At 70.7% G+C, this 25,219-nt stretch carries 28 protein-coding genes and 2 tRNA genes; 9 read left to right on the top strand and 21 right to left on the bottom strand.

The features are described 5' to 3' along the window. Nucleotides 1-8: 8 nt before the first annotated feature. The 7 genes from rnc to H4N58_RS07020 all read right to left on the bottom strand — a co-directional run bounded on the left by rnc (nucleotide 9) and on the right by H4N58_RS07020 (nucleotide 6,549). Complete coding sequence (rnc, locus tag H4N58_RS07050) at nucleotides 9-800, bottom strand: ribonuclease III (RefSeq protein WP_243843101.1); 792 nt, start codon at nucleotides 798-800, stop codon at nucleotides 9-11. 11 nt (nucleotides 801-811) lie between these two features. Next, entirely contained in the window at nucleotides 812-997 is a 186-nt protein-coding gene (gene rpmF, locus H4N58_RS07045; RefSeq protein ID WP_167008016.1) for a 50S ribosomal protein L32, read from the bottom strand. A gap of 2 nt (nucleotides 998-999) precedes the next feature. Beyond that, a complete protein-coding gene (locus H4N58_RS07040; RefSeq protein WP_167008013.1) occupies nucleotides 1,000-1,587 on the bottom strand; it encodes a DUF177 domain-containing protein in 588 nt (195 codons plus the stop codon). Between the two features lie 95 nt (nucleotides 1,588-1,682). After that, nucleotides 1,683-2,159 carry a pantetheine-phosphate adenylyltransferase gene (gene coaD, locus H4N58_RS07035; protein WP_167008010.1) on the bottom strand — a complete coding sequence of 159 codons (477 nt, stop codon included), beginning with the start codon at nucleotides 2,157-2,159 and terminating at the stop codon, nucleotides 1,683-1,685. Then, complete coding sequence (gene rsmD / locus H4N58_RS07030) at nucleotides 2,152-2,718, bottom strand: 16S rRNA (guanine(966)-N(2))-methyltransferase RsmD (protein ID WP_167008007.1); 567 nt, start codon at nucleotides 2,716-2,718, stop codon at nucleotides 2,152-2,154. Before rsmD ends, coaD begins: the two co-directional genes overlap by 8 nt. Continuing rightward, on the bottom strand, nucleotides 2,715-4,919 hold the full coding sequence (gene recG / locus H4N58_RS07025) for an ATP-dependent DNA helicase RecG (protein WP_208322503.1): 2,205 nt from the start codon (nucleotides 4,917-4,919) through the stop codon (nucleotides 2,715-2,717). The genes rsmD and recG overlap by 4 nt, the downstream gene beginning before the upstream one ends. A gap of 25 nt (nucleotides 4,920-4,944) precedes the next feature. Continuing rightward, a complete protein-coding gene (locus tag H4N58_RS07020) occupies nucleotides 4,945-6,549 on the bottom strand; it encodes a DAK2 domain-containing protein (RefSeq protein WP_167008004.1) in 1,605 nt (534 codons plus the stop codon). A gap of 126 nt (nucleotides 6,550-6,675) precedes the next feature. Here H4N58_RS07020 and rpmB point away from each other — a divergent pair, with 126 nt between their 5' ends. After that, on the top strand, nucleotides 6,676-6,861 hold the full coding sequence (gene rpmB, locus H4N58_RS07015; RefSeq protein WP_139087903.1) for a 50S ribosomal protein L28: 186 nt from the start codon (nucleotides 6,676-6,678) through the stop codon (nucleotides 6,859-6,861). Here rpmB and H4N58_RS07010 read toward each other — a convergent pair. Both H4N58_RS07010 and H4N58_RS07005 read right to left on the bottom strand, forming a co-directional pair. Beyond that, entirely contained in the window at nucleotides 6,851-7,240 is a 390-nt protein-coding gene (locus H4N58_RS07010; protein ID WP_208322502.1) for a hypothetical protein, read from the bottom strand. The two genes, rpmB and H4N58_RS07010, sit on opposite strands and share 11 nt — an antisense overlap. A 27-nt stretch (nucleotides 7,241-7,267) precedes the next feature. Next, the gene (locus H4N58_RS07005) at nucleotides 7,268-8,668 is read right to left on the bottom strand and encodes an FAD-binding oxidoreductase (protein WP_167251937.1); all 1,401 of its coding nucleotides are present in this window, start codon (nucleotides 8,666-8,668) and stop codon (nucleotides 7,268-7,270) included. Between the two features lie 176 nt (nucleotides 8,669-8,844). On the opposite strand from H4N58_RS07005, the gene H4N58_RS07000 reads away from it, so the two are divergent. Together H4N58_RS07000 and H4N58_RS06995 are read left to right on the top strand one after the other, a co-directional pair. Next, complete coding sequence (locus H4N58_RS07000) at nucleotides 8,845-9,819, top strand: AraC family transcriptional regulator (RefSeq protein ID WP_167007998.1); 975 nt, start codon at nucleotides 8,845-8,847, stop codon at nucleotides 9,817-9,819. A 125-nt stretch (nucleotides 9,820-9,944) separates the two neighbouring features. Further along, nucleotides 9,945-11,084 (top strand): FAD-dependent monooxygenase, encoded by a 1,140-nt coding sequence (locus H4N58_RS06995; protein WP_167251938.1) that lies wholly within the window; start codon nucleotides 9,945-9,947, stop codon nucleotides 11,082-11,084. Between the two features lie 24 nt (nucleotides 11,085-11,108). On the opposite strand, the gene H4N58_RS06990 is transcribed toward H4N58_RS06995, so the two are convergent. Beyond that, nucleotides 11,109-12,083, bottom strand: a complete 975-nt coding sequence (locus H4N58_RS06990; RefSeq protein WP_167251939.1) for a thiamine-phosphate kinase — start codon at nucleotides 12,081-12,083, stop codon at nucleotides 11,109-11,111. Nucleotides 12,084-12,223: 140 nt separating this feature from the next. Between H4N58_RS06990 and H4N58_RS06985 the strand changes: the two genes are divergently transcribed. Both H4N58_RS06985 and H4N58_RS06980 read left to right on the top strand, forming a co-directional pair. Continuing rightward, nucleotides 12,224-12,457 (top strand): Lrp/AsnC family transcriptional regulator, encoded by a 234-nt coding sequence (locus H4N58_RS06985; RefSeq protein WP_208322538.1) that lies wholly within the window; start codon nucleotides 12,224-12,226, stop codon nucleotides 12,455-12,457. Further along, a complete protein-coding gene (locus H4N58_RS06980; protein ID WP_243843100.1) occupies nucleotides 12,436-12,912 on the top strand; it encodes a DUF3515 domain-containing protein in 477 nt (158 codons plus the stop codon). The genes H4N58_RS06985 and H4N58_RS06980 overlap by 22 nt, the downstream gene beginning before the upstream one ends. Before the next feature lie 7 nt (nucleotides 12,913-12,919). On the opposite strand, the gene H4N58_RS06975 is transcribed toward H4N58_RS06980, so the two are convergent. Continuing rightward, the gene (locus H4N58_RS06975; RefSeq protein WP_167007987.1) at nucleotides 12,920-14,053 is read right to left on the bottom strand and encodes a D-alanine--D-alanine ligase family protein; all 1,134 of its coding nucleotides are present in this window, start codon (nucleotides 14,051-14,053) and stop codon (nucleotides 12,920-12,922) included. A 37-nt stretch (nucleotides 14,054-14,090) separates the two neighbouring features. On the opposite strand from H4N58_RS06975, the gene H4N58_RS06970 reads away from it, so the two are divergent. After that, entirely contained in the window at nucleotides 14,091-15,206 is a 1,116-nt protein-coding gene (locus H4N58_RS06970) for a PLP-dependent aspartate aminotransferase family protein (RefSeq protein ID WP_167251940.1), read from the top strand. Here the strand turns inward: H4N58_RS06970 and H4N58_RS06965 are convergent. Then, the gene (locus H4N58_RS06965) at nucleotides 15,177-16,178 is read right to left on the bottom strand and encodes an NAD(P)H-dependent glycerol-3-phosphate dehydrogenase (protein WP_167251941.1); all 1,002 of its coding nucleotides are present in this window, start codon (nucleotides 16,176-16,178) and stop codon (nucleotides 15,177-15,179) included. The genes H4N58_RS06970 and H4N58_RS06965 overlap by 30 nt on opposite strands. A 3-nt stretch (nucleotides 16,179-16,181) precedes the next feature. Further along, nucleotides 16,182-16,961: a 1-acyl-sn-glycerol-3-phosphate acyltransferase gene (locus H4N58_RS06960; protein WP_167007978.1), complete on the bottom strand. Its 780-nt coding sequence runs from the start codon at nucleotides 16,959-16,961 to the stop codon at nucleotides 16,182-16,184. Between the two features lie 69 nt (nucleotides 16,962-17,030). Here H4N58_RS06960 and cofC point away from each other — a divergent pair, with 69 nt between their 5' ends. Both cofC and H4N58_RS20365 read left to right on the top strand, forming a co-directional pair. Beyond that, nucleotides 17,031-17,645, top strand: coding sequence for a 2-phospho-L-lactate guanylyltransferase (gene cofC / locus H4N58_RS06955; RefSeq protein WP_167251942.1), 615 nt, complete (start codon nucleotides 17,031-17,033; stop codon nucleotides 17,643-17,645). A gap of 5 nt (nucleotides 17,646-17,650) precedes the next feature. Beyond that, nucleotides 17,651-17,839, top strand: coding sequence for a cold-shock protein (locus H4N58_RS20365; RefSeq protein WP_167007973.1), 189 nt, complete (start codon nucleotides 17,651-17,653; stop codon nucleotides 17,837-17,839). Between the two features lie 56 nt (nucleotides 17,840-17,895). Here the strand turns inward: H4N58_RS20365 and H4N58_RS06950 are convergent, their stop codons facing one another. The 3 genes from H4N58_RS06950 to leuC form a co-directional block, all read right to left on the bottom strand. Continuing rightward, nucleotides 17,896-18,687: an HU family DNA-binding protein gene (locus H4N58_RS06950; protein ID WP_167251943.1), complete on the bottom strand. Its 792-nt coding sequence runs from the start codon at nucleotides 18,685-18,687 to the stop codon at nucleotides 17,896-17,898. A gap of 267 nt (nucleotides 18,688-18,954) precedes the next feature. Beyond that, the gene (leuD, locus tag H4N58_RS06945; RefSeq protein ID WP_167007968.1) at nucleotides 18,955-19,554 is read right to left on the bottom strand and encodes a 3-isopropylmalate dehydratase small subunit; all 600 of its coding nucleotides are present in this window, start codon (nucleotides 19,552-19,554) and stop codon (nucleotides 18,955-18,957) included. A gap of 22 nt (nucleotides 19,555-19,576) precedes the next feature. Then, the gene (leuC, locus tag H4N58_RS06940) at nucleotides 19,577-20,983 is read right to left on the bottom strand and encodes a 3-isopropylmalate dehydratase large subunit (RefSeq protein WP_167007965.1); all 1,407 of its coding nucleotides are present in this window, start codon (nucleotides 20,981-20,983) and stop codon (nucleotides 19,577-19,579) included. Nucleotides 20,984-21,092: 109 nt separating this feature from the next. Between leuC and H4N58_RS06935 the strand changes: the two genes are divergently transcribed. After that, nucleotides 21,093-21,812, top strand: coding sequence for an IclR family transcriptional regulator (locus H4N58_RS06935; protein ID WP_167007961.1), 720 nt, complete (start codon nucleotides 21,093-21,095; stop codon nucleotides 21,810-21,812). A 5-nt stretch (nucleotides 21,813-21,817) separates the two neighbouring features. On the opposite strand, the gene H4N58_RS06930 is transcribed toward H4N58_RS06935, so the two are convergent. The 5 genes from H4N58_RS06930 to H4N58_RS06910 all read right to left on the bottom strand — a co-directional run bounded on the left by H4N58_RS06930 (nucleotide 21,818) and on the right by H4N58_RS06910 (nucleotide 25,064). Beyond that, complete coding sequence (locus H4N58_RS06930; RefSeq protein ID WP_167007959.1) at nucleotides 21,818-22,297, bottom strand: methylated-DNA--[protein]-cysteine S-methyltransferase; 480 nt, start codon at nucleotides 22,295-22,297, stop codon at nucleotides 21,818-21,820. Beyond that, a complete protein-coding gene (locus tag H4N58_RS06925) occupies nucleotides 22,294-23,790 on the bottom strand; it encodes a DNA-3-methyladenine glycosylase 2 family protein (protein ID WP_167251944.1) in 1,497 nt (498 codons plus the stop codon). Before H4N58_RS06925 ends, H4N58_RS06930 begins: the two co-directional genes overlap by 4 nt. 75 nt (nucleotides 23,791-23,865) lie before the next feature. Next, nucleotides 23,866-24,774 (bottom strand): SDR family NAD(P)-dependent oxidoreductase, encoded by a 909-nt coding sequence (locus tag H4N58_RS06920; RefSeq protein ID WP_167251945.1) that lies wholly within the window; start codon nucleotides 24,772-24,774, stop codon nucleotides 23,866-23,868. 100 nt (nucleotides 24,775-24,874) lie between these two features. Then, nucleotides 24,875-24,947: transfer RNA gene (locus H4N58_RS06915), tRNA-Glu, on the bottom strand. 45 nt (nucleotides 24,948-24,992) lie between these two features. Then, nucleotides 24,993-25,064 (bottom strand) — tRNA-Gln (locus H4N58_RS06910). Between the last annotated feature and the right edge of the window lie 155 nt (nucleotides 25,065-25,219).

Raw genomic sequence — 25,219 nt, 5'->3', positions numbered from 1 at the left:
GCGCAGGCTCAGGAGCCGGAGCCGTGTGCCGACTCGGCAGCCTGGACGACTTCTGCCGCAGGTGCGACCGACCCGGCCTCGTGGTCGACGACGTCGACCGTCGCCTTGATGGCACGCCATGCCGTCTCGGCGACCTGCTGCTCGGCCTCCTTCTTGGAGTGGCCGACGCCCTCGCCATAGACCTGACCCCCCACCCGCACATGCGCGGTGAAGGTCTTGTCGTGGTCCGGGCCCTCCTCGGACAGGCGGTACTCGGGGACACCGAGACCATGGTCGGAGGAGAGCTCTTGAAGGCTGGTCTTCCAGTCGAGGCCTGCGCCGAGCTCGGCGGCGCGCGCCATCACAGGGTCGAAAAGGCGGTGCACCACGTCACCGGCGCCCTCGAACCCCTCCTGGAGGTAGACGGCCCCGATGAGCGCCTCGACCGTGTCGGAGAGGATCGAGGACTTGTTGCGACCCCCGGTCGCCTCCTCGCCGCGGCCGAGGCGCAGGTAGGCGCCAAGGCCAAGCGTGCGGGCGACGTCGGCAAGGGCGCGCGCGTTGACGACCGCAGCCCGAAGCTTGGCGAGGCGGCCCTCTGGAAGGTCCGGGTGCGCGTTGTAGAGCGTGTCGGTGACGACCAGCCCCAGCACGGCATCCCCGAGGAACTCGAGCCGCTCGTTGTTGGGGATGCCGCCGTTCTCGTACGCGTACGAGCGGTGGGTCAGCGCCTGGGTCAGCAACCCCGGCTCGAGGCCGGGGACGCCGAGCTGCGTGAGCAGCTCGGCGTTCGAGGCTGCGTCATCGACGACGTCGGGCACGGGCCGCCTACTCAGAGGACCTGACGCAGCTCGCCACGGGTGCCGTACTGGCCGCACTCCGGGCAAGCGCGATGCGGCAGGTGCTTGGCGCGGCACGCGGGGTTGGCGCAGATCACGAGCTGCGGCGCGGAAGCCTTCCACTGCGAACGGCGGTGGCGGGTGTTGCTGCGCGACATCTTGCGCTTCGGGACTGCCACTTCTACTTCTCCTCGTCTGGGCCGGGCCCGGGCCCGGTCGCTTCCGAACCGCCCGTGGGACGGTCGTTGCCTTCGTACATCTGGCTGAGCGCCGACCACCGTGGATCGACGGCTTCGCCGTGTGTGTGCTCTGGGTCGTCCGCGAGCCGCGCCCCGCACTCGGGGCACAGTCCCGGGCAGTCCGGAACACACAACGGGTTATGCGGAAGTGCGAGCACCACCGCGTCCCGCAGGACGGGCTCGAGGTCGAGCAGGTCTCTCTCGAGCCGGGAGAGGTCGTCGTCCTCGTCGCCTTCGTAGACGTACAGCTCCTGAAGGTCGACGGTCATCTCACCGTCGGTCTCCCTGAGGCAGCGTACGCACTCACCTGACGTGTGCACCGAGGCGGTCCCCGTGACGAGGATTCCTTCCATGACCGACTCGAGCCGAAGCTCGAGATCGATGTCACTTCCCTCGGGCACACCGAGCATGTCGACACCCATCCTCGCTGGTGCCTTCTCGGAGAGCGTCAGCTCACGCTGTGTTCCGGGTCGGCGCGCGATCTCGTGAGTGTCGAGAACGAACGGCGCCCGGGAGTCGAGCGTGGTCACACGTACTCCTTAGAGGCATAGCGAGGTGTGGCCCAGTTGCAGGCCACGGACCAGGATAGCGAACGTACCCACTCGGACGCGAACCGCGCCCGCCCCTAGTCCGCCAACTTCTCCTTGAGCGCCGCCAGCACGACCGGGGGCACGTGCCCGGAGACGTCCCCTCCGTGCCGTGCGACCTCCTTGACGAGGCTCGAGGCCAGGTAAGAATAGGCAGGGCTCGTCGGCATGAAGAGCGTGTCGACGTGCGCCAGGGTCGAGTTCATCTGGGCCATCTGGAGCTCGTAGTCGAAGTCCGAGACCGCCCGCAGCCCCTTCACGATCGCCGACACGTCGTGCGCCGTGCAGAAGTCCACCAGCAGGCCGGAGAACGTCAGCACGCGCACGTTGGGCAGGTCGCCGAGGACCGCCTCGAGCAGCGCGACCCGCTCCTCCGTGTTGAACATCACGCGCTTGGAGTCGTTGACGCCCACGGCGACGACGACCTCGTCGAACAGCCGCGATGTGCGGGAGATGATGTCGACGTGCCCGAGGGTCACGGGGTCGAACGAACCCGGACAGGCAGCCCTAGTCATGCGGCCGACCGTACCAAAGCGTCGTCTCGCCGTAACGGCGGTCCTGGAACGGCTCGACGGCCTCCGGCCACGCGAACGCACCGTCGCGGGTGGAGCGCTCCACGACGAGCAGGCCGTCGCGTGCCAGCCACTCGGGCGTGGCCAAGGCCGTGAGCACCGCGCTGACCTCGTCGTTGGGGACGTCGTACGGGGGGTCGAGCACGATCAGGTCGTACGGCTCCCTCGCAGGCGTACGGAGGAACGACCGCACCTTCTCCGCCACGACGTCCACCGAGGCGTCGACGCCGAGCTCACGGACGTTGCGCCGGATCACGTTCGCCGTGCGCCGGTCGGCCTCCACGAGCGTTGCGTGGGCGGCGCCGCGCGAGACGGCCTCAAGACCGAGCGCGCCTGAGCCTGCGTAAAGGTCGAGCACCCGCACGCCGTCGAGCCCACCGAGCCGGGTCTCGAGCGCCGAGAACATCGCCTCGCGCACCCGTTCGGAGGTCGGCCTGGTCGTAGAGCCGGGAGGTGTCGCCAGCCGTCGGCCGCCGAGCTTGCCCGCGATGATCCGTGTCACGTCTTCTCCAGGTAGTCGGCCTGCGTGCTGTCCTCGAGCTCACGCACCGCGTCGGCGAGTGCGGGGTGGGCGGCGAGCGTCGGGTCTGTCGCGACCACCGCGGCCGCGTCGTCGCGCGCCTCGACGATGACGTCCTCGTCACGGACGACCGACAGCAGCCGGAGGCTGGAGCGTACGCCGGACTGGCGGACGCCGAGCACGTCGCCCTCACGGCGCATCTCGATGTCGAGCCGCGACAGCGCGAAGCCGTCACCGGTCGCGGCGACCGCGTCGAGCCGCTCGCGGGCCACGCTCCCCGCCGGCGCCGCGGTGACCAGCAGGCACAGGCCCGCATGAGCGCCTCGGCCGACCCGTCCGCGCAGCTGGTGGAGCTGGGAGACCCCGAAGCGGTCGGCGTCCATGATGACCATCGCCGTCGCGTTGGGGACGTCGACGCCCACCTCGATCACCGTCGTCGCGACCAGCACGTCGATCTCGCCCGCGGCGAACGCCCGCATCACCGCGTCTTTCTCCTCCGACGGCAGCCGCCCGTGCAGCAGCCCGACCCGCGTCCCGGAGAGCGGCCCGTCGCGCAGCAGGTCGTGCAGCGCGACGACGGAGGTCAGGGGACGCGCCTCGGCATCGTCGTCGGCCGGCGGCGCCTCGCCCCCCTCCTCCCCCGCGTCGTCGTCACCGATCCGCGGGCACACGACGTACGCCTGCCGGCCCTGTGCGACCTCCTCACGGATCCGCTCCCACGTGCGGTCCAGCCAGGCGGGCTTCTCGGCGGCCGGGACGACCGTCGACTGGATCGGCTGGCGACCCCGGGGCAGCTCGCGCAACGTCGACGTGTCGAGGTCGCCGAAGACCGTCATGGCGACGGTCCGCGGGATAGGCGTCGCGGTCATCACCAGCAGGTGCGGCGCAGCGTCGGCCTTGGCCGTCAGCGCCGCACGCTGCTCGACGCCGAAGCGGTGCTGCTCGTCGACGACCACCAGTCCGAGCTCGGCGAACCCGACACGGTCCTCGAGCAACGCGTGGGTGCCGACGAGGATGCCGGCCTCGCCTGTCTGCGCGTCGAGGAGCGCCTCCTGGCGTGCCTTCTTGCCCATCGACCCGGTGAGGAGGCGCACCCGCGTGGCCGCGTCCGCGCCGCCGAGCATCCCTGCCTCGGCCATCGGCCCGAGCATCGCGACCATCGACCGGTAGTGCTGCTGCGCGAGCACCTCGGTCGGTGCCAGCAGCACCGCCTGCCCGCCGTTGTCGACGACCTGGAGCATCGCGAGCAGCGCGACGACGGTCTTGCCCGAGCCGACCTCTCCCTGGAGCAGACGCTGCATCGGCTGGTCACGGGCGAGATCGGCCTCGATCTGCGCCACGACCTCCTGCTGGCCCAGCGTCAGCGAGAACGGGAGCTGGGCCTCGAATCGGTCGCGAAGACCGTCCGGCACGTACGGGCGCCGCGTGGCCGCCGCCTCAGCCAGAGCATGCCGGCGTACGGCCAGCGTCGTCTGGAGGACGAACGCCTCCTCGTAGCGCAGCCTCTCGCGTGCGGCCTCGTGGTCGCGGCTCTCGCGCGGGCGGTGGACGTCGCGGTAGGCGGTCATCAGGTCGACGAGGCCCCGCTCGCGGCGTACGGCGTCCGGCAGCGGGTCCGCGAGGTCGTCGAGCGTGTCGAGGACGAGCCCGACGGACCGCTCGACCGTCCACGACGACACTGCCTGCGTCGCGGGGTAGATCGGAAGGATCTGGCTCGCGTACTCCTCAGCCTGGTCGCGTGCCTCGTCCTCGGACTCCGCCTGCCGCACCTCGGGGTGGAGCAGCTGCTTGCGGCCACGGAACGCGTTGACCTTGCCGGCGAACATCCCGAGCGTCCCCGGGCTCAGACGCTTGGCGATCCACGGCTGACGGAAGAACGTGAGCACCAGCTCACCCGTCCCGTCGGTGACGACGACCTCCGTACGCACGTTCGTGCCGCCAGGTCGGCCGCCGCCCTTCGGACGGAACGGATATTCCTTGACGTGATCGACCCGGGCCAGCACGGTGACGTGCTCGTCGAGGCGCAGCTCGGAGAGGTCGGTGAGCGTGCCCCGCTCGGCGTAGCGGCGCGGGTAGTGACGCAGCAGGTCGCCGACCGTCACGATCCCGAAGCTGCGGTCGAACGCCTTCGCCGTCTTGTCCCCGACGACGTTCGCGAGCTTCGTCTGCGGGGTCACCGCCACGCTGGGCCTCCTGCCGTCGCCACCACTACTCGACCGCCAGCAGCAGCGGGTAGCGGGCCTGACCTCCGGTGTACGAGACGAGCTCGACGTCGGGTCGCCGCGCCCGCAGCCAGCGCTCGAGGCTCGGCACCACGTCGTCGTCCAACCCGTCGCCGGTGACGAGCGTGACCAGCTCGGCACTGCCCGTCATCAGACGGTCGAGCACCAGCCGGGCGACCTCGGCCTGCTCGTGGCCGACCATCGAGAACTCGGCGTCGACCACGCCCAGGACGTCACCGACGAGGCACGGGCCCGCCATCGTCATGCCGGACTCGGTCGCCACCGTGATCGCCCCGTGCTGGGTGCCGCGCGCGGCACTGGTCATCGCGACGACGTCGTCGTCGAACGGGTGCGTGGGGTCGTGGACCGCGACCGCGGCCAGCCCCTGCACCTGCGTCCACGACGGGATGACGGTCGCGTGGACGCCCGCCTCGCGCGCCTGGGCGGCGGCGGCATCGCAGACCACCCGGAAGTCACGGCTGTTGGGCAGGACGACCACGTCGTCGGCCCCGCAGTCGAGGATCGTGTCGAGGACGGCGCTCACCGCCAGCGGTGCGCCCACCGACGTGGCGACGACGACCGCGCCAGCCTCGCTGAACAGCGACGCCAGGCCCGGCCCGGCCGCGATCGCCACGACGGCCCGTGTCCCGTCGGTACTGACAAGGGCCGGCGTCATCTCGGCGAAGTGGGTGACGGAGATGCGGTACGGGCGCCCCGCGTCGATCCCGGCCTCGATCGCCGCGCCCACGTCGTCGACGTGGACGTGGACGTTCCAGAGGCGATCCCCGCCGACCACGACGAGCGAGTCGCCAAGGTCGTCGAGGCGCTGGCGCAGCGCCGGGATCGCGGTGTCGTCAGCATCGAGGAGGTACATCACCTCGTACGACGGCCCGTCGGCGTGGAGGTCGTGAGCACCGTCGTCGGCGAGACCGCGTGGCACGACGACCGGTTCGGGGGCGGGTACGAAGCGGCCGGTCACCAGGCGCTCGGTCGTGTCGAGCACCACGACGAGGGCGCGACCACCCGCGTCGACGACACCGGCCCTCGCCAGGCGGTCGAGCTGCTCCGGCGTGCGCTGCAGCGCCTCGCGCGCCGCCGCTGCCGTCGCGCTGACGAGCTGGGCGAGATCGGCACCGTCCGCGACCGCCTCCTGCGCTGCCTCGGCGGCACGGCACGCGACGGTCAGGATCGTGCCTTCGACCGGGTGACCGACGGCGGCGTACGCGGCGGCGGCGGCCGCGCTCATCGCGTCGGCGACCCGCGCGACGTCCACCGCGCTCCCCTCGGCCTCGGCGACCAGCGGCAGCGACGCGCGCAGGAGCTGCGCCATGATCACGCCGGAGTTGCCGCGCGCTCCGAGCAGCACGGCGTCGACGTACTCCTTGACGACGGTCGCGAGCAGCTCGCCCTCGGTGGGCGCGCTGATCGCCTGCAGCGCCGACTCGAACGTCACGTACACGTTGGTGCCGGTGTCACCGTCGGGGACGGGGAAGACGTTGAGCGCGTCGATCTCCGCACGGGCGGAGCCGAGTGCTTCGGTGCACGCCAGCGCCCACCTGGCGAAGGACTCCGAGGAGACGCGGGTCGTCATGGTTTGAGAGACTATCCCCGGGCACCCTCGTACCGGGAGCGACGACGCCGATTGGCTTCGCCCTTGGACGATCGGTTAGCCTTGTCCTTTGGTAATCCCCCTCAATCTCAACCGGGAGTGTTCGCTGTGGCTGCAGTCTGCGACGTGTGCGGCAAGAAGCCGGGTTTCGGCAACAACAAGCCGTGGTCGCGCAAGCGCACGCGCCGTCGTTTCGACCCCAACATCCAGCGGGTCCGCGCGGTCGTCGGTGCGACTCCGAAGCGTATGAACGTGTGCACCTCGTGCCTCAAGGCCGGCAAGGTCAGCCGCTGACCGAATCGCCGGCTGGTCGTCGCTGACGCAGCGACGACCCCGCGGTTCCTCGCACAACGAGGCGGGCAGCACCCCTGCGGTGCGCCCGCCTCTTTGGCGTCCCCACGCCCCTCGCCCTCGTCTCGTAGCGCAGGTACCAGACCAGCATCAGCACGGACACCGCCCCGTAGAACGAGTGCAGCACCCACACCGGGCCCGCCGGAAGGCTGAACACGTAGAACGAGTGGACGGCGTTGCCGACGTTGCTCAACCCGAGGTTGCCCAGGCTGTAGGAGCTCAGGTCCTTGGTCCTCCCCGCCTTCACGACCATCGGCAGCGTGCTGAGGGCGAAGATGGCGGTGGACAGGGCTCCCGCGACGACGGGCGGGTCGAACGACATCTGCTCGGCCTTCCGGTTGCGGCGCCGTCAGTCCGGCGCGATGTTCTGGTTGAGCCGGAAGAGGTTGTACGGGTCGTAGCGCCGTTTGACCTCGACAAGCCGGTCGTAGTTCCCGCGGTACGCGGCCCGGACACGCTCGTGACCCTCGTCCATCATCATGTTCACGTACGCGCCACCGGCCGAGGTCGGATGGAGATCCTCCCAGTAGTCCCGTGCCCAGGCGGTGACCATGGCCAGGTTGGCGGGGTCGGGATCGATGCCCGCGATGACTCCGTTCCACCCGCCCCGTCGGTACGCGAACGCGGTCGCATCCTCCGGCACGCGGGCTGCGGCACCGCTGATCGGATACAGGTGCATCGTCGACAGCGGCGTCGGGATGCGCTCGCCGTACCGACGGTGCGTGGCGATCGCGGCGTCAGGGATCTCCTCGAAGAAGTCGGCCTTCCAGTACCACTGCAGACCGGAGGGCAGGAGACCGTCGAACGCGGACTGGAGGACGGAGTACGGCATCGGTTGGATTCCGGTCAGCAGCGGCGACCCGAACTCACGGACCGGTGCCAGCACCTCGTCTGCCCGCTCGCGCGGCCCTGAGTAGCACCACACGATCGCGCAGACCTTGCGAGCCCACATCTCCTCGGGGAAGGGTGCTGCGGACGGAACCCCCATGACAGCGATCCACCCGTTGAGCTCGTCCGGCAGGCCGGGCATCAGGTCGCGGTACCACCGGAAGACCTCCTCGGTGTCGGCGAGGTCGTAGATCACGGGGCCTCCGACGATCTCTCCTGCCTCCCCCACCGGGTGGCAGGCGAACGTGAACGACGTGACCACGCCGAAGTTGCCGCCTCCCCCACGAAGGGCCCAGAACAGATCCGGATGGCTCGTCGCACTCGCCGTGACGAACGTGCCGTCGGCCAGCACCACGTCTGCGGAGACGAGGTTGTCGACCGTGAGCCCGAAGTGCCGGGTCAGGTAGCCCGTACCGCCACCGAGCGTCAGTCCGGCCACACCGGTCGTCGAGACGAAGCCCGACGGTGTCGCCATCCCGAACGCGCCGGTCGCGTGGTCCACGTCGCCCCAGGTGCAGCCGGCGTCGACCTGCACCGTGCCTGCCTCGGGGTCGACGTGGGTGGAACGCTGGCCCCTGAAGTCGATCACGAGGGCGCCGTCGCCGACACTGAAGCCGGCGCCGTGGTGGCCACCACCCCGTACGGCGAGGGGGATCTGATGTCGGCGGGCGAAGTCGACGCAGGTGATCACGTCGGCGACGTCGGCGACCCGTACGACGGCAGCGGGGTGCCGGTCGATGGCGCCGTTGAAGACCTTGCGAGCCTCGTCGTAGCCCGGATCGTCGGGACCGACCAGCGGTCCTCGTACCACCTGACGGAGCTCCTCGACGACGGCGTCTGCGGTGGTTTCGACTGTGGACATGGCGCTCTCCTTCTGTGTGGCCGCGATGGTGGGACAATGTGGTTTCGACGCTAGGGAGCAGCGCAGCCGCGCGGGAATGCCCAGGACCCCAGGGGTCTTGTCCGTCCGTCCGCGTGGACGCGCGATCGTCGCCGTCCGTCCAGAGTTGCTGCCCGAGCGTCCAGGAGGTGGGTGCGATGGACGTGCTGTCCGACGTCCTGCTCGCGGTACGCCTGACTGGCGCGGTCTACTTCGACATCGATGCCCGCTCCCCCTTCGTCGCCCAGAGCCCTCCGACCGACGTGATCGCCGCCAAGGTCGCCGGTGACGCCGAGCACCTGATCGCGTTCCACGTGCTCACCTCCGGCTCCTGCTGGGTCGAGGCAGTCGACGAGCCCGAGCCCGCGGAGCTGATGCGGGCCGGCGAGATGGTCATCTTCTCCACAGGCGAGGCGAACATCCTCTCGTCCGAGCCGGGGATGCGAGGCCAGGCCGACCTCTCCCGCTACTACCGACCGGTGAGCGAGGCGCTCCCCTTCGTCATCGACATCAACGGTGACGCCCACGCCGACAAGTGCCGGATCGTGTGCGGCTACCTCGCGTGCGACAGGGGCCCGTTCAACCCGTTGCTCGAGTCGTTGCCGAGGATGGTCCATGCCCCCGTCTCCGGCCGCAGCTGGGGATGGATGACCAGTCTGCTCGACGCGGCGCTCGTGGCGAGCGACGAGCGCGACGCCGGGCAGGAGGCGATGCTGGCCAAGCTCTCCGAGCTGATGTTCCTCGAGGCGCTCCGCACCCACATCGAGGGACTGCCTCCGGAGACGCGCAGCTGGGTGGCCGGCCTGCGCGATCGTGATGTCGGCGCGGCGCTGCGCCTCATGCACGGTCGGTTCGCGGAGCCCTGGACGCTCGACCTGCTGGCCCGTGAGGTCGGCATCTCACGCTCGTCCCTAGCCGAACGATTCACCTCGTACGTCGGGGTCCCGCCGATGACCTACCTCGCACGCTGGCGCCTCCAGCTCGCTGCCCGCCTCCTCCAGGGCGGTTCGCTCAGCGTCTCGCAGGCCGCGGCCACGGTCGGATACCAGTCGGAGTCGGCGTTCAACCGGGCGTTCAAGCGCCACGTCGGGGCGGCGCCGGGTACGTGGCGGCGCAAGGACCCCGCACCGTAGCGCCCGCGACGCGTCCGGACGGACGGGCAAGACCTTCGGTCTTCCAGGCGTTCCCCGCGGTGCCGGCGCCACGTAACGTCGAGAACACCTCCTCCACCACGGGGGGATTCACGCGGGAGGCAATCATGGCCGCGATCGAGACAGGTCGGCAGGTGCTCGTCGCCGGTGGCGGAATCGCCGGCTTCGGTGTGGCACGCGCGCTGACCGCCCATGGGCTGACCTGCACGGTGGCCGAGTCCAGCCCGGCCCCGGCCCCGGCGGGGCTCGCGATGAACCTGCCGGCGAACGCGGCCCGGGCGCTGGACGCCCTCGGTCTCGACGGAGCGGTCGTGAGGGCCGGGCGTCCCATCCGACGCCGGGAGTACCGCAGCCAGCGCGGTCGCCTGCTGTTCGCCGTCGACGAGGAGGCGTTCTGGGGCGACGTCGGGACATCGGTCTGCATCCGACGCGAGTCGCTCCTGGGACTGCTCAGGGACGGCCTGGACGAGCGACAGGTGAGGTGGGGAACACGGGTGGCGGCTGTCGTTCCCGACGGCGACGTCGTCACGATCCGTACGGAGGGCGAGGCCGCCGACGAGGAGACGTACGACTATGTCGTCGGCGCCGACGGGATCCACTCGAACGTGCGTCGAGCCGTGACCGGCGACGCTCTCCTCGAGCCTGCAACGATGGGCGCGGCCGGTTGGAGGTTCCTAGCCCCGAACCCAGCGCTGACGTGCTGGACAGCGTGGACCGGCAAGCACGGCACGATCCTGCTGATTCCATTGAGCGACGACCTCGTGTACGGCTTCGCCTCGACGACGCACGGGGGCCCGGCGGCCGCTGACCCAGAGTGGCTCACGACCACCTTCGCGTCGTTCCCAGAACCCGTGGCGGTCACCGTCGCCCACGCGGCGACTTCGGTCGACCAGCTCTACCACTCCCGCGTGGACGAGGTCCGCGCCGATCGGTGGAGCAGCGGCCACGTCACGGTGATCGGGGATGCTGCCCACGCCATGGCGCCCGTCTGGGCACAGGGCGCGGCGCTCGCGCTGGAGGACGGACTCGTGCTCGCGGAGCTGCTCGCCACCACGCGCGACTGGTCACAGGTGGGCACCGCCTTCGAGCAACGCAGGCGCTCTCGGGTCGCTCATGTGAGGGCCGCGACGGAAAGACTCGCCCACGTCGCGCAGCTCCCGTTGTGGGTCCGCGACGTGGTCGCTCCGACGATCGGACCGCGCACCTACCGTGCCGCGTACGAACTGCTCCGTGACCACCTCCCGTGAACCCGCGCGATCGGCGGCGAGGAGTCAGCGGTAGTGCTCGTGCCCGGTCGGCCCCGCCCACGCTGCCCCGTCGACGGTGACGCCGTCGCCCTCGACGACCCGACCGATGACCGTCCACCCCTGCGGCGCCCCACGCTCGGCAGGGAAGGTCGCCGCGAGCGTGTGGTCGTCGCCACCGGTCAGCAGGAAACCCAGCGGCTCGGCATTCGTCGCGGCCGCCACGTCGGCGATCGGCTCGGGGATGGCGAAAGCCCCGGCGTCGAGGTCGATCCCGACGCCGCTCTCCTCGGCGACGTGCCCGAGGTCCGCCAGCAGCCCGTCACTCACGTCGATCATCGCCGTCGCCCCCTCGCGGGCACCGCGTGGACCCTCCTCGTACGGGGGCTCGGGGCGGCGATAGGCCTCGACGAGGACGCGCGGCGAGCGGAAGCCCCGCCCGAGCACGTGCAGCCCGGCGCCCGCCCAGCCGAGCCGCCCCGCGACGGCCACCACGTCTCCGACCCGCGCCCCCGAGCGCAGCACCGGCTCCTGGTCGCACTCGCCCACGACGGTGATCGAGACGACGACACCGTCGGCAGCGGTGACGTCGCCTCCGACGACCTCGGCCCCGACCAGGGCGGCCTCGTCCACGATGCCGCGCGTGAGGTCCTCAGCCCACTGCGCGGGGAGGTCCGCCGGTGCGGCGAAGCCGACGGTCAGTGCCGTTGCGACCCCGCCCATCGCCATCACGTCGGAGAGGTTCGCGGCGGCGGCACGACGACCGATGTCGTACGCCTCGGCCCAGTCGCGGCGGAAGTGTCGTCCTTCCACGAGGACGTCCGTGGAGATCAGCACGCGCCCCGACGGGACGGCGACGTACGCGCAGTCGTCACCGGGCCCCACGACGACCCGCTCGGAGTGCTCGTGGGGAGCGACACGACCGATCAGCCCGAACTCGCCGACGTCGCCAACGGTGAGGTCACGGTCGTCGCGTCCGGGGGTGCTCGGTGCTGTGGTCATGCCTCCATCCTGCGCCATCGGGACCGTACGGCCGGAGCGCCCCGGCGGCGTGCCGGATCCCTTCCCGTCACGGAGTCGTCATGATCCTGTAGCGTGACCAGGCGGTGACCGTTCGACGAGCACGGAGGATCCACACCATGGTGGTTCAGGCCTACATCCTGGTCCAGACCGAGGTCGGCAAGGCCGCCGAGGTCGCGAGGGCGATCGCCGAGGTCAAGGGCGTCACCCTCGCAGAGGACGTGACCGGTCCGTACGACGTGATCGTGCGCGCCGAGGCCAAGCACGTGGATGAGCTCGGCGAGATGGTCGTCGCGCAGATCCAGCGCATCGACGGCATCACCCGGACGCTGACGTGTCCCGTCGTCCACCTCTGAGCCTTCTCCCCCGTACGGCCTGCCTCCTCGGCATCGCCCTCCTCGCGACGGGCTGCGCCGACACGGTCGCGGTCGACCCTCCCGACCCCACCCCAGAGGACGTCGCCTCGCTGTGCGCGGACCTGCTGGACGGTGCTCCCGGATCGGTCGCGGGGCAGGAGGCAGTGCGCGTCGCACCGGCCGGATCCGGCCGCGCCTGGGGCAGCCCGGCCATCGTGATGCGCTGCGGGGTCGACAAGCCTGCCGGCCTCGAGTCCACCTCGCGGTGCGACGTCGTCGACGACGTCGGCTGGTTCACCCAGGAGGACGCCGACGTCTATGTCTTCACGACGATCGGACGCCGCGCCTACATCGAGGTGACGGTACCGCGCGAGCACGAGCCGCCCTCGGACGCGCTGAGCGATCTCGCGGCGCTCGTCGCCGAGCACGACCCGGTCGTCACGCCCTGCGTATGACGACCGGTCAGCGCAGGCCGGTCGAACGCGCCAGCGCGTGCGCGAGGAGCCGCTCGACGAGCTCGGCGTACTCGACCCCGGCCGCCTGCCATACCTGAGGGAACATCGAGAACGGGGTGAAACCCGGCATGGTGTTGACCTCGTTGATGTAGAGCACGTCGTCGACGAAGAAGAAGTCGACGCGCGCGAGCCCCTCGCAGCCCAGGGCGCCGAACGCCCGGGCGGCCTTCGCGCACACCCGTTCGGTGTCGGCGCCGTCGAGGCGCGCGGGGATGAGGTTCTTGGAGGTCCCGTCGACGTACTTGGCGTCGAAGTCATAGAACGCGTGTCCGGCACCGTGGTCGACCGCGATCTCGCCCGGAGGGCTCACGCTCACGGAGCCGTCAGGGTTCTGGAGGACGCCGCACTCGATCTCGCGTGCCTCGACCGCCGACTCGACGATGACCTTCGGGTCGTGCTCCTGCGCGACCGCGATCGCCTCGGCGAGGGCGTGCTCGTCGGCGACGAGCGTGCCGCCCATGCTCGACCCGGCACGGGCCGGCTTCACGAAGACCGGGTAGTGGAGCGAGGCCACCGACTCGCGGACCGCCGCCGGATCGTCCGCCCACTCGTCAGGGTGCACGACCGTGTAGGGAAGCTGCGGCAGGCCGGCGGCCGCGAAGACGACCTTGGCGACGGCCTTGTCCATCGCGACCGCGCTGGCCAGGACGCCGGAGCCGACGTAGCGCAGCCCCGCCATCTCGAACAGGCCCTGGATCGTCCCGTCCTCTCCCCACGGCCCGTGCAGCAGGGGGAAGGCGACGTCGATATCGGCGACCACACGGGTGCCCCCGTCGGTCGTCGCGGCGAGCAGTCGCGACCCGGCAAGGGAGACCGGCGTGCCGGACTCGTCGACGACGGGCAGTGTGCCTGCTGCTGCGGAAACTCCGTGCTCCTGGAGCAGCCAGCGCCCGTCACGGGTGATGCCGACCGCGACGACGTCGTAGCGCTCGCGGTCGACCACCGCGAGGACCTCACGCGTCGTCATGCAGGACACCTCGTGCTCGCTCGAGCGTCCCCCGAAGACGAGCAGGACGCACGGGCGTCCGTCGTGGGAGGCGGTGCCGGAATGTGCGGGGTCGTACAGCCTGGGATCACTCATCGGGGCGACCCTATCGTGACGGGCGAGAATGGTCGGCATGGCTCGCACCGACCGCCCACACTCCCCTCGATCCGCGCTCTCCCCCGAGACTCTTGCCGTCGCCGCCGGACGTCCGCCGCGCGCTCCGGACGCGCCCCTGAACGTGCCGCTCACCCCCGCTAGCACATACGTGGCTGGAGGCGCGCTGGAGTACGGAAGGTTCGGCAATCCCACCTGGCAGGCGTTCGAAGATGCCGTCGGGGCGCTCGAGGGCGGACGTGCCGTGATGTACGCCTCGGGGCTCGCAGCGGCTGCTGCGACGTTCTCGCTCGTTCCCGACGGAGGCGCCGTGGTGGTGCCACGCCACGCCTACAACGGGACGCTCGGGCTCCTGCGGGACGGAGAGCGCAGAGGACGCCTCACGGTCCGCGAGGTCGACGTCACACATCCGGACGCCCTGGTCGACGCCGCGGAGGGTGCGGCGATGGTGTGGATCGAGTCACCGACGAACCCCGCACTCGAGGTCGTCGACATCGCCGAGACTGCCGCCGCTGCACGAACCCGCGGCGCCCTCGTGGTCGTGGACAACACGTTCGCGACGCCGCTGGTCCAGCAGCCGCTCGCCCTCGGGGCAGACGTCGTCGTCCACTCTGCGACGAAGCTTCTCGCGGGTCACAGCGACGCCCTCGCCGGCGTGGCGGTGGTCGCCGACGACGCGACCTACGACCTTCTCGAGGCCTATCGGCGGCTGCACGGCGCGACGCCCGGCACCCTGGAGGCCTACCTCGCCACGCGTGGCCTCCGGACGCTGGCGGTCCGCTTCGAACGCGCTCAGGACAACGCCCGGCGCCTCGTTGAGCGTCTCGAGGCCGACGAGGCTGTCGCGACGGTCGGCTATCCGGGATTCGGCACGGTCCTGACGTTCGAGCCGGTGGGAGGAGCGGTCGCCGCACACCGTGTCACCACGGCGAGCGAGCTCGTGGTCTGCGCGACCTCGCTCGGCGGCGTGGAGACGACCTGGGAACGACGCAGGCGTTGGGCCGGCGAGCCGGAGACGATCCCGGACGCCCTGATCCGAGTCTCGGTGGGCATCGAGGGGTTCGCCGACCTTTGGGCCGACGTCGCGCAGGCGCTCGACCCCTCGTCAGCGGACCTCGGGCTTCGGCGTACGTGAGACCAGGGTGGCGACGAGCTCCTTCGGGCTCGTCTCGCCCCGGATGAGAGCCGCCACCTGCTCCACGATCGGCATGTCCACTCCGTGGAGGCTCGCGAGCTCGGAGACCGAGTCGCTGGACTTGACGCCCTCGGCGACCTGCCGGGTCGACGCGACGATCTCGTCGATGCTCATGCCACGTCCGAGCTTCTCGCCGAAGGTGCGGTTGCGCGACAGCGGAGAGCTGCACGTCGCGACCAGGTCTCCCATCCCGGCCAGGCCCATCATCGTCATCGGATCAGCCCCCATCGCCATCCCGAGGCGCGCGGTCTCGGCCAGACCTCGGGTGATGACCGAGGCCTTGGCGTTGTCGCCGTACCCGAGGCCGTCAGCCACCCCGACGGCCAGCGCGATGACGTTCTTGGTCGTGCCGGCCAGCTCGCAGCCCACGACGTCGGTGTTGGTGTACGGGCGGAAGGACGGCGTGTGGCACCACGCCTGGAGCCGCTTGGCGACGGCGTCGTCGACGCACGCCACGACCGCTGCGGCGGGCTCGCGCTGAGCGATCTCACGCGCGAGGTTGGGGCCCGTGACGACGGCGATCCGCTCCGGGCCCGCGCCGGTCAGCTCGGCGATGACCTCGCTCATGCGCAGGTGGGTGCCGAGCTCCACGCCCTTCATCAGGCTCACGATGACGGCGTCCGGCGGAATGTGACGGGCCCACTCCTGGAGGTTGGTCCGCAGCTGCTGGGACGGGACCGCGAGGACGACGATCTCTGCACCCGACAGCACGACGGCGGGGTCGTGGCTGGCCTTGATCGTCTCCGGCAGAAGGATCCCGGGAAGGTAGTCCGGATTCTCACGGGTCTGGTTGATCACCTCACAGACCTCGGTCCGGCGGCCCCACAGGTGCACGTCATTGCCGGCGTCGGCCAGGACCAACGAGAACGCGGTCCCCCAGGATCCGGCTCCGAGCACTGCGGTCTTCGGCATTGATCAATTCTCCTTCTGGGATGCCGACTGGCGGCGGGGTCGTGGACGCTGCCGCACACGGGGGTCGTCCAGAGACATCCGTCCGTCCGGGGCGGAGATGCCTCTGATCTTGGCCAGCTCCTCGGTCACCGCATCCATGATGCGTTCGGTGGCCGTGGCGAGGATAGCGGCACTGACCACTTGACCGCGAAGCTCGGCCAGATCGACCGGGGGCCCTGCGGCGACGACCATCGTCTTCCGGGGCAGCACATGGGGCACCTTGTCGTACGGCTCAAGAAACATGTTGGGCCCCCATTGGGCAATCGGGATCACTGGGCAGCCAGTCTCCAGCGACACGCGCGCGGCCCCACTCTTGCCTGACATCGGCCACTCGTCCGGGTCGCGGGTGATCGTGCCCTCGGGATAGAAGATGACGCCTTCTCCGTCGAGCACGGCCTGCTTGGCTGCGGCGAAGGCGTCGGCGGCGTGCGCCGTACCGCGGTAGACGGGGATCTGGCCGGTCGTCCGAAGGAGCCTGCCCGCGACCGGCAGGTCGAGGATCGCCGCCTTCGCGAGGTAGCGCGGCGGCACCCCGTTGTCGTACAAGAAGTGGGCGAGCATCACCGGGTCCGAGTGAGAGACGTGGTTGGCGGCCACGACGAACCCCTCGTCGACCGGGAGATGCTCGGCGCCGCGCCAGTCACGTTTCACCATCACCGTCACCGGACCGCGCAGCGTCGCCACGATCGCCCTCAGGACCAGCCCGGGATCACGCCGGGACCGGGCAGGGACAGGACTCTCCATCCGAGTGAGCCTAGTTCATCACGACCCGGCGCCAAGGGGTGTAGAGCCGCGATGGGGCAAGATCGACCTGTGAGTCGAAGGTGGTCGGTGGTCGTCCCCGTGAAGGACGCGTCGGTGGGCAAGTCGCGGCTCTCCGCGTACGCAGCCGCGCGCCCGACGCTCGCGCGGGCACTGGCGCTCGACACCCTCGACGCTGTCGCTGGTTGTCCCGTCGTCGCGCGCGTCATCGTGGTGACGTCCGACGAGACGTTGGCCGCCGCGTCCTCGACCAGTGCGTACGAGGTGGTTCCGGACCCGGGAGGGGGCCTGGACGCCGCGATCATCGCGGGCCTGGCGAAGGCGGGCGGGGGCGGTGCTCCGGTCGCGGTCCTCACGGCCGACCTCCCCGCACTGACGTCTGACGAGCTCGCGGCCGCTCTGCGCCTCGCCGAGGCCTATCCCCTTTCCGTGGTCGCCGATGCGGACGGCACAGGCACCACCCTGCTCGCTGCCACCGACGTGCACCGGCTAGAGCCTCGTTTCGGCGCCGGCTCGTTGGCCGCCCACGTCGCTCAGGGCGCGACGCCGCTCCCGGCCGGCCGGGGGCTGCAGCGGGACACCGATCTTCCCGAGCACCTCGCCGCGCTCGGCACCGCGCTCGGGCCCCGGACGACCGCGGTCCTCGCGACAGTCACGGTACGGTGACCTCCATGCAGGGCACGATTGCCACCTTCGACGCCGAGCGGGGCGGCACCCTCGTGCTCGACGACGGCGTGACGCTGTCGTACGACAGCGACGTGGTCGCCTCGTCGCCGGTCCGGCACCTTCGCCCAGGGCAGCGTGTCATCGTCGAGACGAGTGCGGGACGAGACCGCGTCACCGCCCTGCGCATCCACTGACCGCGGACGCGCGGATGCGGCCCCGGTCACGCCCGAGGCCGCATCCGTCGTCGAGGTCACACGCCGGCGGTGACGCGAGCAGGTGACTTGCGTGCGGTCTTCTTGGCGGCGGACTTCTTCGCCGCGGTCTTCCTTGCAGGGGACCTCTTGGCTGCGGACTTCTTCGCCGCAGTCTTCTTGGCTGCGGACTTCTTCGCCGCAGTCTTCTTCGCCGCAGTCTTCTTCGCCGCAGTCTTCTTTGCGGCCGTCCTCTTCGCCGCAGTCTTCTTGGCGACGGACTTCTTCGCCGTGCTCTTCTTGGCCGCAGTCTTCTTGGCGGTTGCCTTCTTCGCCGTCGTCTTCTTGGCTGCGGTCTTCTTGGCTGCGGTCTTCTTGGCGGTCGCCTTCTTCGCGGCGGTCGTCTTCTTGGCTGCGGACTTCTTGGCAGTCGCCTTCTTCGCGGCCGCCTTCTTGACAGTCGCCCTCTTGGCCGTCGCCTTCTTTGCGGCCGCCGTCTTCTTCGCCGCGGACTTCTTGGCAGTCGCCTTCTTAGCGGTTGCCTTCTTCGCGGGCGCCCTCTTGGCTGCCGTCCTCACACCTGCCACCACGTTCTTCAGCTCCCCTCCGGGTATGAACTTCGGGATGGTCCGATCCGCGATCACGTGGATCTCCCCCGTCCGCGGGTTCCGGACCTCTCGGCCGGTGCGGATCGATTGTTGAAACGCTCCGAACCCGCTGATCACGACACGGTCACCGCTCGCCAGGCGGGCGGTGAGAGTCACGATCACAGCGTCGAGCGCGCGACGAGCCTGCGCACGGTTTCCTTCGAAGGAAGCCGCGAGCACCTCGACGAACTCGCTCTTGTTCACCGGTTCCTCTCCGTGAACGATTCGGCACTTCGCGTTTGACGGTAGGCAATCGCCTTGTCCGACTCAATCACCGTAGAGGCATTTGTCCGAACGTGTTGCCTCCACGTGTCGCCACACGCAGCGCGCCCTCACTGCCGTTCCGACTGCTGTCGTCCGGACGCGCAAAAAACCCGATTCTCGGAAACCACCGTGGTTACGTGGTTTCCGAGAATCGGGTCAGAGCGGACGGCCTACCCTTTCGACGTCATCGAGAGGGTGACCTGCTCGTCACAACGTTGCTGGCTTGAACGACGGTCGTGTCGCCTCGTACGCGCTGATTGCGTCCGCGTGCGACAGCGTGAGGCCGATGTCGTCGAGTCCTTCGAGCAGCCGCCAGCGCGTGTAGTCGTCGATGTCGAACGAGTCCTCGATGCGGTCGGAGCCCTCGCCGGCGACGAGGGTGCGCGCCTCGAGGTCGACGGTGATCGTCGCTCCGGGCTGCGCCTCGAGGAGCTCCCACAGGGCGGCCACGGTCTTCTCGTCGACCTGGGCCGCGAGGAGTCCCGCCTTGCCCGAGTTGCCTCGGAAGATGTCGCCGAAGCGCGGCGAGACCACGACCGCGAAGCCGTAGTTCTGGAGTGCCCAGACTGCGTGCTCGCGCGACGAGCCGGTGCCGAAGTCGGGGCCGGCCACGAGCACCGACGCGTCCGCGTACGCCGGCTGATTGAGGACGAACGCGGGGTCCTTGCGCCAGCCGGAGAACAAGCCGTCCTCGAAGCCGGTGCGAGTGACGCGCTTGAGGTACTCGGCGGGGATGATCTGGTCGGTATCGACGTTGCTGCGTCGTAGCGGGGCTCCGACGCCGGTGTGCGTGCTGAACTTCTCCATGGGCGTTCTCCGTGCGGGTCGGTCAGGCGTTGACGAGGTCGGCAGGTGAGGCGAGGTGTCCGAGGACCGCGGTCGCAGCGGCGACCTCGGGCGAGACCAGGTGGGTACGGCCGCCCTTGCCCTGACGCCCCTCGAAGTTGCGGTTCGACGTCGACGCGCTGCGCTCACCCGGCGCAAGCTGGTCGGGGTTCATGCCGAGACACATCGAGCAGCCGGCGCCGCGCCACTCGGCGCCCGCCTCCTTGAAGATGACGTCGAGGCCCTCCTCCTCGGCCTGCAGACGCACGCGCACCGAGCCGGGAACCACGAGAAACCGCGTCGAGTCGGCCACCTTGTGACCCTCGATGATGGCCGCGGCGACCCGCAGGTCCTCCATGCGCCCGTTGGTGCACGAGCCGACGAAGACCGTGTCGACGGCGATGTCGCGCATCGGCGTACCGGCGGTCAGGCCCATGTACTCCAGCGCGCGCGCGGCGGCCACGCGCTCGCTCGGGTCGTCGAAGTCGTCCGGCGACGGGACGTCGGCCGACAGTGGGACGCCCTGACCGGGGTTGGTGCCCCAGGTGACGAACGGGGTCACCCGGGAGGCGTCGAGGGTGACGACCTTGTCGAACTCGGCGTCGTCGTCGGTGACGAGCGTGCGCCAGTGCGCGACGGCGGCGTCCCAGTCGGCCCCCTTCGGCGCGTGCGCACGCCCCTCGAGGAACGCGAAGGTCGTCTCGTCGGGCGCGATCATGCCCGCCTTGGCGCCCCACTCGATCGACATGTTGCAGATCGTCATCCGCGCCTCCATCGACAGCGCGCGGATGGCCTCCCCGCGGTACTCGACGATGTAGCCCTGCCCACCACCGGTGGACTCCTGGGCGATCAGCGCGAGGACGAGGTCCTTGGCGGACGCCCCCTCGGCCAGCTGGCCGACGACCTCGACGGCCATGGTCTTGGGGTGCGCCTGCGGCAGCGTCTGGGTCGCGAGGACGTGCTCGACCTCACTGGTGCCGATCCCGAAGGCGATCGCGCCGAACGCGCCGTGCGTCGCGGTGTGCGAGTCGCCGCACACGACGGTCATGCCCGGCTGGGTCAGACCGAGCTGCGGGCCGACGACGTGCACGATGCCCTGCTCGATGTCGCCCATCGGGTGGAGGCGAACGCCGAACTCCTCACAGTTGCGGCGCAGCGTCTCGACCTGCGTCCGGGAGATCGGGTCGGCGATCGGCTTGTCGAGGTCGGTCGTCGGGATGTTGTGGTCCTCGGTGGCCAGCGTGAGGTCAGGCCGCCTCACCGTACGGTCGGCCAGGCGCAGGCCGTCGAAGGCCTGGGGGCTCGTCACCTCGTGGATGAGGTGAAGGTCGATGAAGAGGAGGTCGGGCTCCCCCTCGGCACGTCGTACGACGTGCTCGTCCCACACCTTCTGCGCAAGGGTCTTGCCCATTGCTCTCTCCTTCTTCCACGTGGTGCGCCGTCAAGATGTTCGTACGAGTCCGGCGTGAGCTCGCTCGCCCATGCTTGCATTTCACAATGCGAGACGGCAATATCAAGGCATGGACAACTCTAGCGGAGTCGGCGTGCTCGACAAAGCCGCACTGGTCTTGTCGGCACTCGAGGCCGGACCGGCGACACTGGCCGGCCTCGTGTCGAGCACCGGACTCGCGCGCCCGACGGCGCACCGCCTCGCGGTGGCGCTGGAGCACCACCGTCTCGTCGCCCGCGACATGCAGGGGCGCTTCGTCCTCGGCCCCCGCCTCTCCGAGCTCTCGGCCGCTGCGGGCGAGGACCGGCTCCTCGCCGCGGCCGGGCCGGTCCTCGCGCGCCTGCGCGACATCACCGGTGAGTCGGCACAGCTGTTCCGCCGGCAGGGCGACTACCGCGTGTGCGTCGCCGCCGCCGAGCGCCCGACGGGGCTGCGCGACACCGTGCCCGTCGGCAGCCAGCTGACGATGCGTGCGGGGTCCGCGGCGCAGATCCTGCTCGCCTGGGAGGACCCCGAGCGGATGAACCGCGGCCTCCAGAACGCGGCGTTCACCGCGGCCGCGCTGTCGCAGGTACGCCGCCGTGGCTGGGCGCAGAGCGTCGGTGAGCGCGAGCCGGGCATCGCCTCGGTCTCCGCGAGCGTCCGCTCCCCCTCCGGCAAGGTCATCGCCGCGGTGTCCGTCTCGGGCCCGGTCGAGCGCCTGACGCGTCAGCCGGGTCGCATGCACGCACCCGCCGTCGTCGCCGCCGCCGAGCGCCTCTCGCAGTCGCTGCGCCGCAACGGCGAGTAGCCGGGTCAGAACAGCCCCGGGCCTCGCTCGAGGTCGAGCAGGGTCTGCTTGCGGTGGAGCCCGCCTGCATAGCCGGTGAGCGTGCCGTTGGCGCCGACGACGCGGTGGCACGGGACGACCACGGGGATCGGGTTGGACGCGTTCGCGGACCCGACCGCCCGCGCCCCGAACGGGCCGAGCTCGAGCCGCGCCGCGATCTCCCCGTACGTCGCGGTCTCGCCGAACGGGATCGCGGCGAGCTCCTTCCAGACAGCGCGCTGGAACGCCGAGCCCTTGCGAGGGCCGAGCGGGAGGTCGAAGTCCGTACGCTCGCCGGCGAAGTACTCGCGGAGCTGGGTCACGGCCGCCTCGAGGACGGGGTCACCCGTCGTGTCCGGCTCCTCGGGCTCGGCATCGAAGTCGATCGCCACGACGGCAGCGCCGTCGCTGTGGACGCGCAGGCCGCCGATCGTGGTGTCGACGTACGCGGTGTTCGTGACAGTCATGGCTGCCTCTCGGTCGGTCGGGTGTCGGGAAGGTTCCAGAGATGTATCGCGGCGTACGAGCGCCACGGGCTCCAGGCGGCGGTCGGGTCGACCGTACGGGTCGGCGCGAGCCCGAGGGCATCGAGCCGGCGCCGGATCACGAGGTCGGTCGCGAGCAGGACGTCGGGATCGCGGGTCGCACGCATGAGGACGTAGTCGGCGGTCCACGGGCCGACGCCTCGCAGCGCCAGCAGCTCCTCGCGCAGGGCTGCGCGGTCGGCGCTCGGGCAGATCTCGAGCTTGCCGACGGCGACCGCGTCCGAGACCCCGGCGACCGTCGCGCCGCGTGAGCGCGGCATCCCGAGCGATGCAGGATCGACGGCGGCCAGCGCGTCCGGCTCGGGGAAGACGTGCGTCAGGGTGTACGCCGCCGCGAGCGGGTGCGCCTGAGGATCGAGGGCCGACCCGTGGTCGCGCACGATCCGCCCGAGGGTCGTCCGCGCCCCGGCGACCGACACCTGCTGTCCGACGACCGCCCGGACGACGAGCTCGTAGCCGTCGACGTGGCCCGGCACGCGGGTGCCGGGGACGGCGCGGACGGCGTCACCGAGGGAGGCGTCGGCGCCGAGGACCTCGTCGATCGCCACCGGGTCGGCATCGAGGTCGAGCAGGCTGCGGCAGCGCGTGACGGCGGTCATCGTGTCGCGCAGGTCGCTGAGCTCGAGCGCACAGGTGACGTGGTCGGCGGCCGGCGTGAGGGCGACGACGCCCGGACCGTGCGGGAGACGCAGCGTGCGGGCGTAGGTGCCGTCACGCACGGTCTCGATGCCGGGGACGGCGCGCGTCTCGAGAAACCCGAGGATTCGGTCGTACGCGAAGGGGGCACGCACCGCGAGGCGCAACGTGATCCGCCCGGAGGTCGACGCGGCCGGCCGGGCGCGAGCGGTGCGTCGGTGCGCTGCGTCGCGCAGGGCGGTCGGGGTGGCGTCGTAGACCGTGCGGAGGGTGTCGTTGAACTGCCGCACGGACGCGAATCCGGAGGCGAACGCCACGTCCGTCACGGGGACGGCGGTGGTCTCCAGCAGGATGCGCGCGTGGTGGGCGCGGTTGCTCCGTGCGAGCGCGAGGGGTCCGGCGCCGACCTCGTCCACGAGGATCCGGTGCACGTGCCGGGTGCTGTAGCCGAGCCTGTCGGCGAGACCGGGCACGCCGTGACTCTCGACGACGCCGTCGCGGATGAGGCGCATCGCCCGCCCGACGGTGTCGGCACGGACGTCCCACTCGGGCGACCCCGGCGCCGCGTCAGGGCGGCACCTGCGGCAGGCCCGGAAGCCGGCGTCGTGGGCCGCGGCCGCCGTCGCGTAGAAGCGCACGTTCTCGCGCTTCGGGGTCCGCGCCGGGCAGGACGGACGGCAGTAGATGCCGGTGCTCGTCACCGCCGTGTAGAAGACGCCGTCGAACCTGGCGTCCTTTGCGCTCACTGCCCGGTAGCAGCGGTCCTCGTCGATCCTCATGCCCCCAGCATGCCTGGCCGCACCGACAGGAACTAGCGGGAATCGGACGTCGCCGTGGCCGGCCCGTACACCCGATCAGTCCATCACGCCGACCATCTGGGCGCTGTCGGACCACAGTGCTCGCGCGGTCGCGAGATCGCGCGCACGCTCCGACGGTTCCGGCCACGTGACTCGCCCGCGTCGCAGCGCGGCGTACGTGCGGCCGTCCGGCGGGCGCGTACGCCGCAGAGCGAGGTCGGCGAGCGCTCTGCCTGCGGCATCGCGGGTGTTGTGGGTGGCGTTGAGCGCGCGCAGGGGCGGCCCGAGCACCGGCCCGGCCATCACGGACCACGCGGCACGCATCGGGGCGGGGAGGTTCCTGGCGAGCCCGGTCCCGAAGACCTGGCCCGGGCAGAACGCCACCGCCGCCATCCGGCGGCTGCGGATGTCAGCGCGCTCGGACAGCGCTCTGACGGTGAGCACCACGCACAGCTTCGACGCCGTGTAGGCGTGCTCGGCCGCCTTGCGCGGGCGGTCCTCCGTCCCAGGGTCACGTGCCGGGTCGGCAAGGAGCTCGGCGTCGGCATGGCGGGGTGTTCGCAGGCCCGCGCCGGTCGCAGGATCGTGCGTCCCGCTCGTGGTCAGGACGACGGCCGCGCCGTCGGCCAGACGGGGCGCCAGGCGTCGCAGCAGCAGGTAGTGGGCCAGGTGGTTCACCGCGAACGTCGTCTCGTAGCCGTCCTCGGTCCGACCGTCGACGTCCCGCCGGATCCCTCCCGCGTTGAGGACGAGCGCGTCGATCGGCGCGTCGCCCAGCAGCTCATCCACCGCGAAGGCGAACCCGCGCACCGCGTCGAGGCGAGCGAGGTCGAGCGGCAGGGCCTCCCCGTACGGGGCATCGCCACGGGCACCGACGACGAGTCGCACGTCGCCCGACCGTACGAGGCGCTCGGCCGCGACCGCACCGAAGCCCGAGGAGCCGCCGGTCATCACGATCGTCGGCATGGCTCCCCCTTGGTCCCTCGACCGAGGCTCACGCTATCGCCACGGACGGACCCCCGTAAACACCAAGGCGCCCGAGTCCTGAGGACTCGGGCGCCTGTTGTAGCCCCGACGGGATTCGAACCCGCGCTACCGCCTTGAGAGGGCGGCGTGCTAGGCCGCTACACAACGGGGCCGTGGTGATGAAAGAACCCTACCGGATGCTCCGGAGCGTTCCTTCGCTGGGGTACTAGGACTCGAACCTAGACTAACGGTGCCAGAAACCGACGGGCTGCCAATTACCCCATACCCCATGGCTTTGGCCCGAGCCCGTTGCGGCCCCGAACCGAGAAGAACATTACCGGACGGGTTCGCGCTCCCCAAATCCGGGGTCTCCTCCAGAACGTCTTCCCAGGTCACCATGCCTTTGCGCTCTCCGCAGACCCCGCGCAGTCGGTCGATGCCGTGT

This window comes from Mumia sp. ZJ1417 (assembly GCF_014127285.1).
Taxonomy (GTDB): domain Bacteria; phylum Actinomycetota; class Actinomycetes; order Propionibacteriales; family Nocardioidaceae; genus Mumia.
Note: the sequence above shows the minus strand (reverse complement) of the source record. Positions and strands in the feature narration are given on the sequence as shown.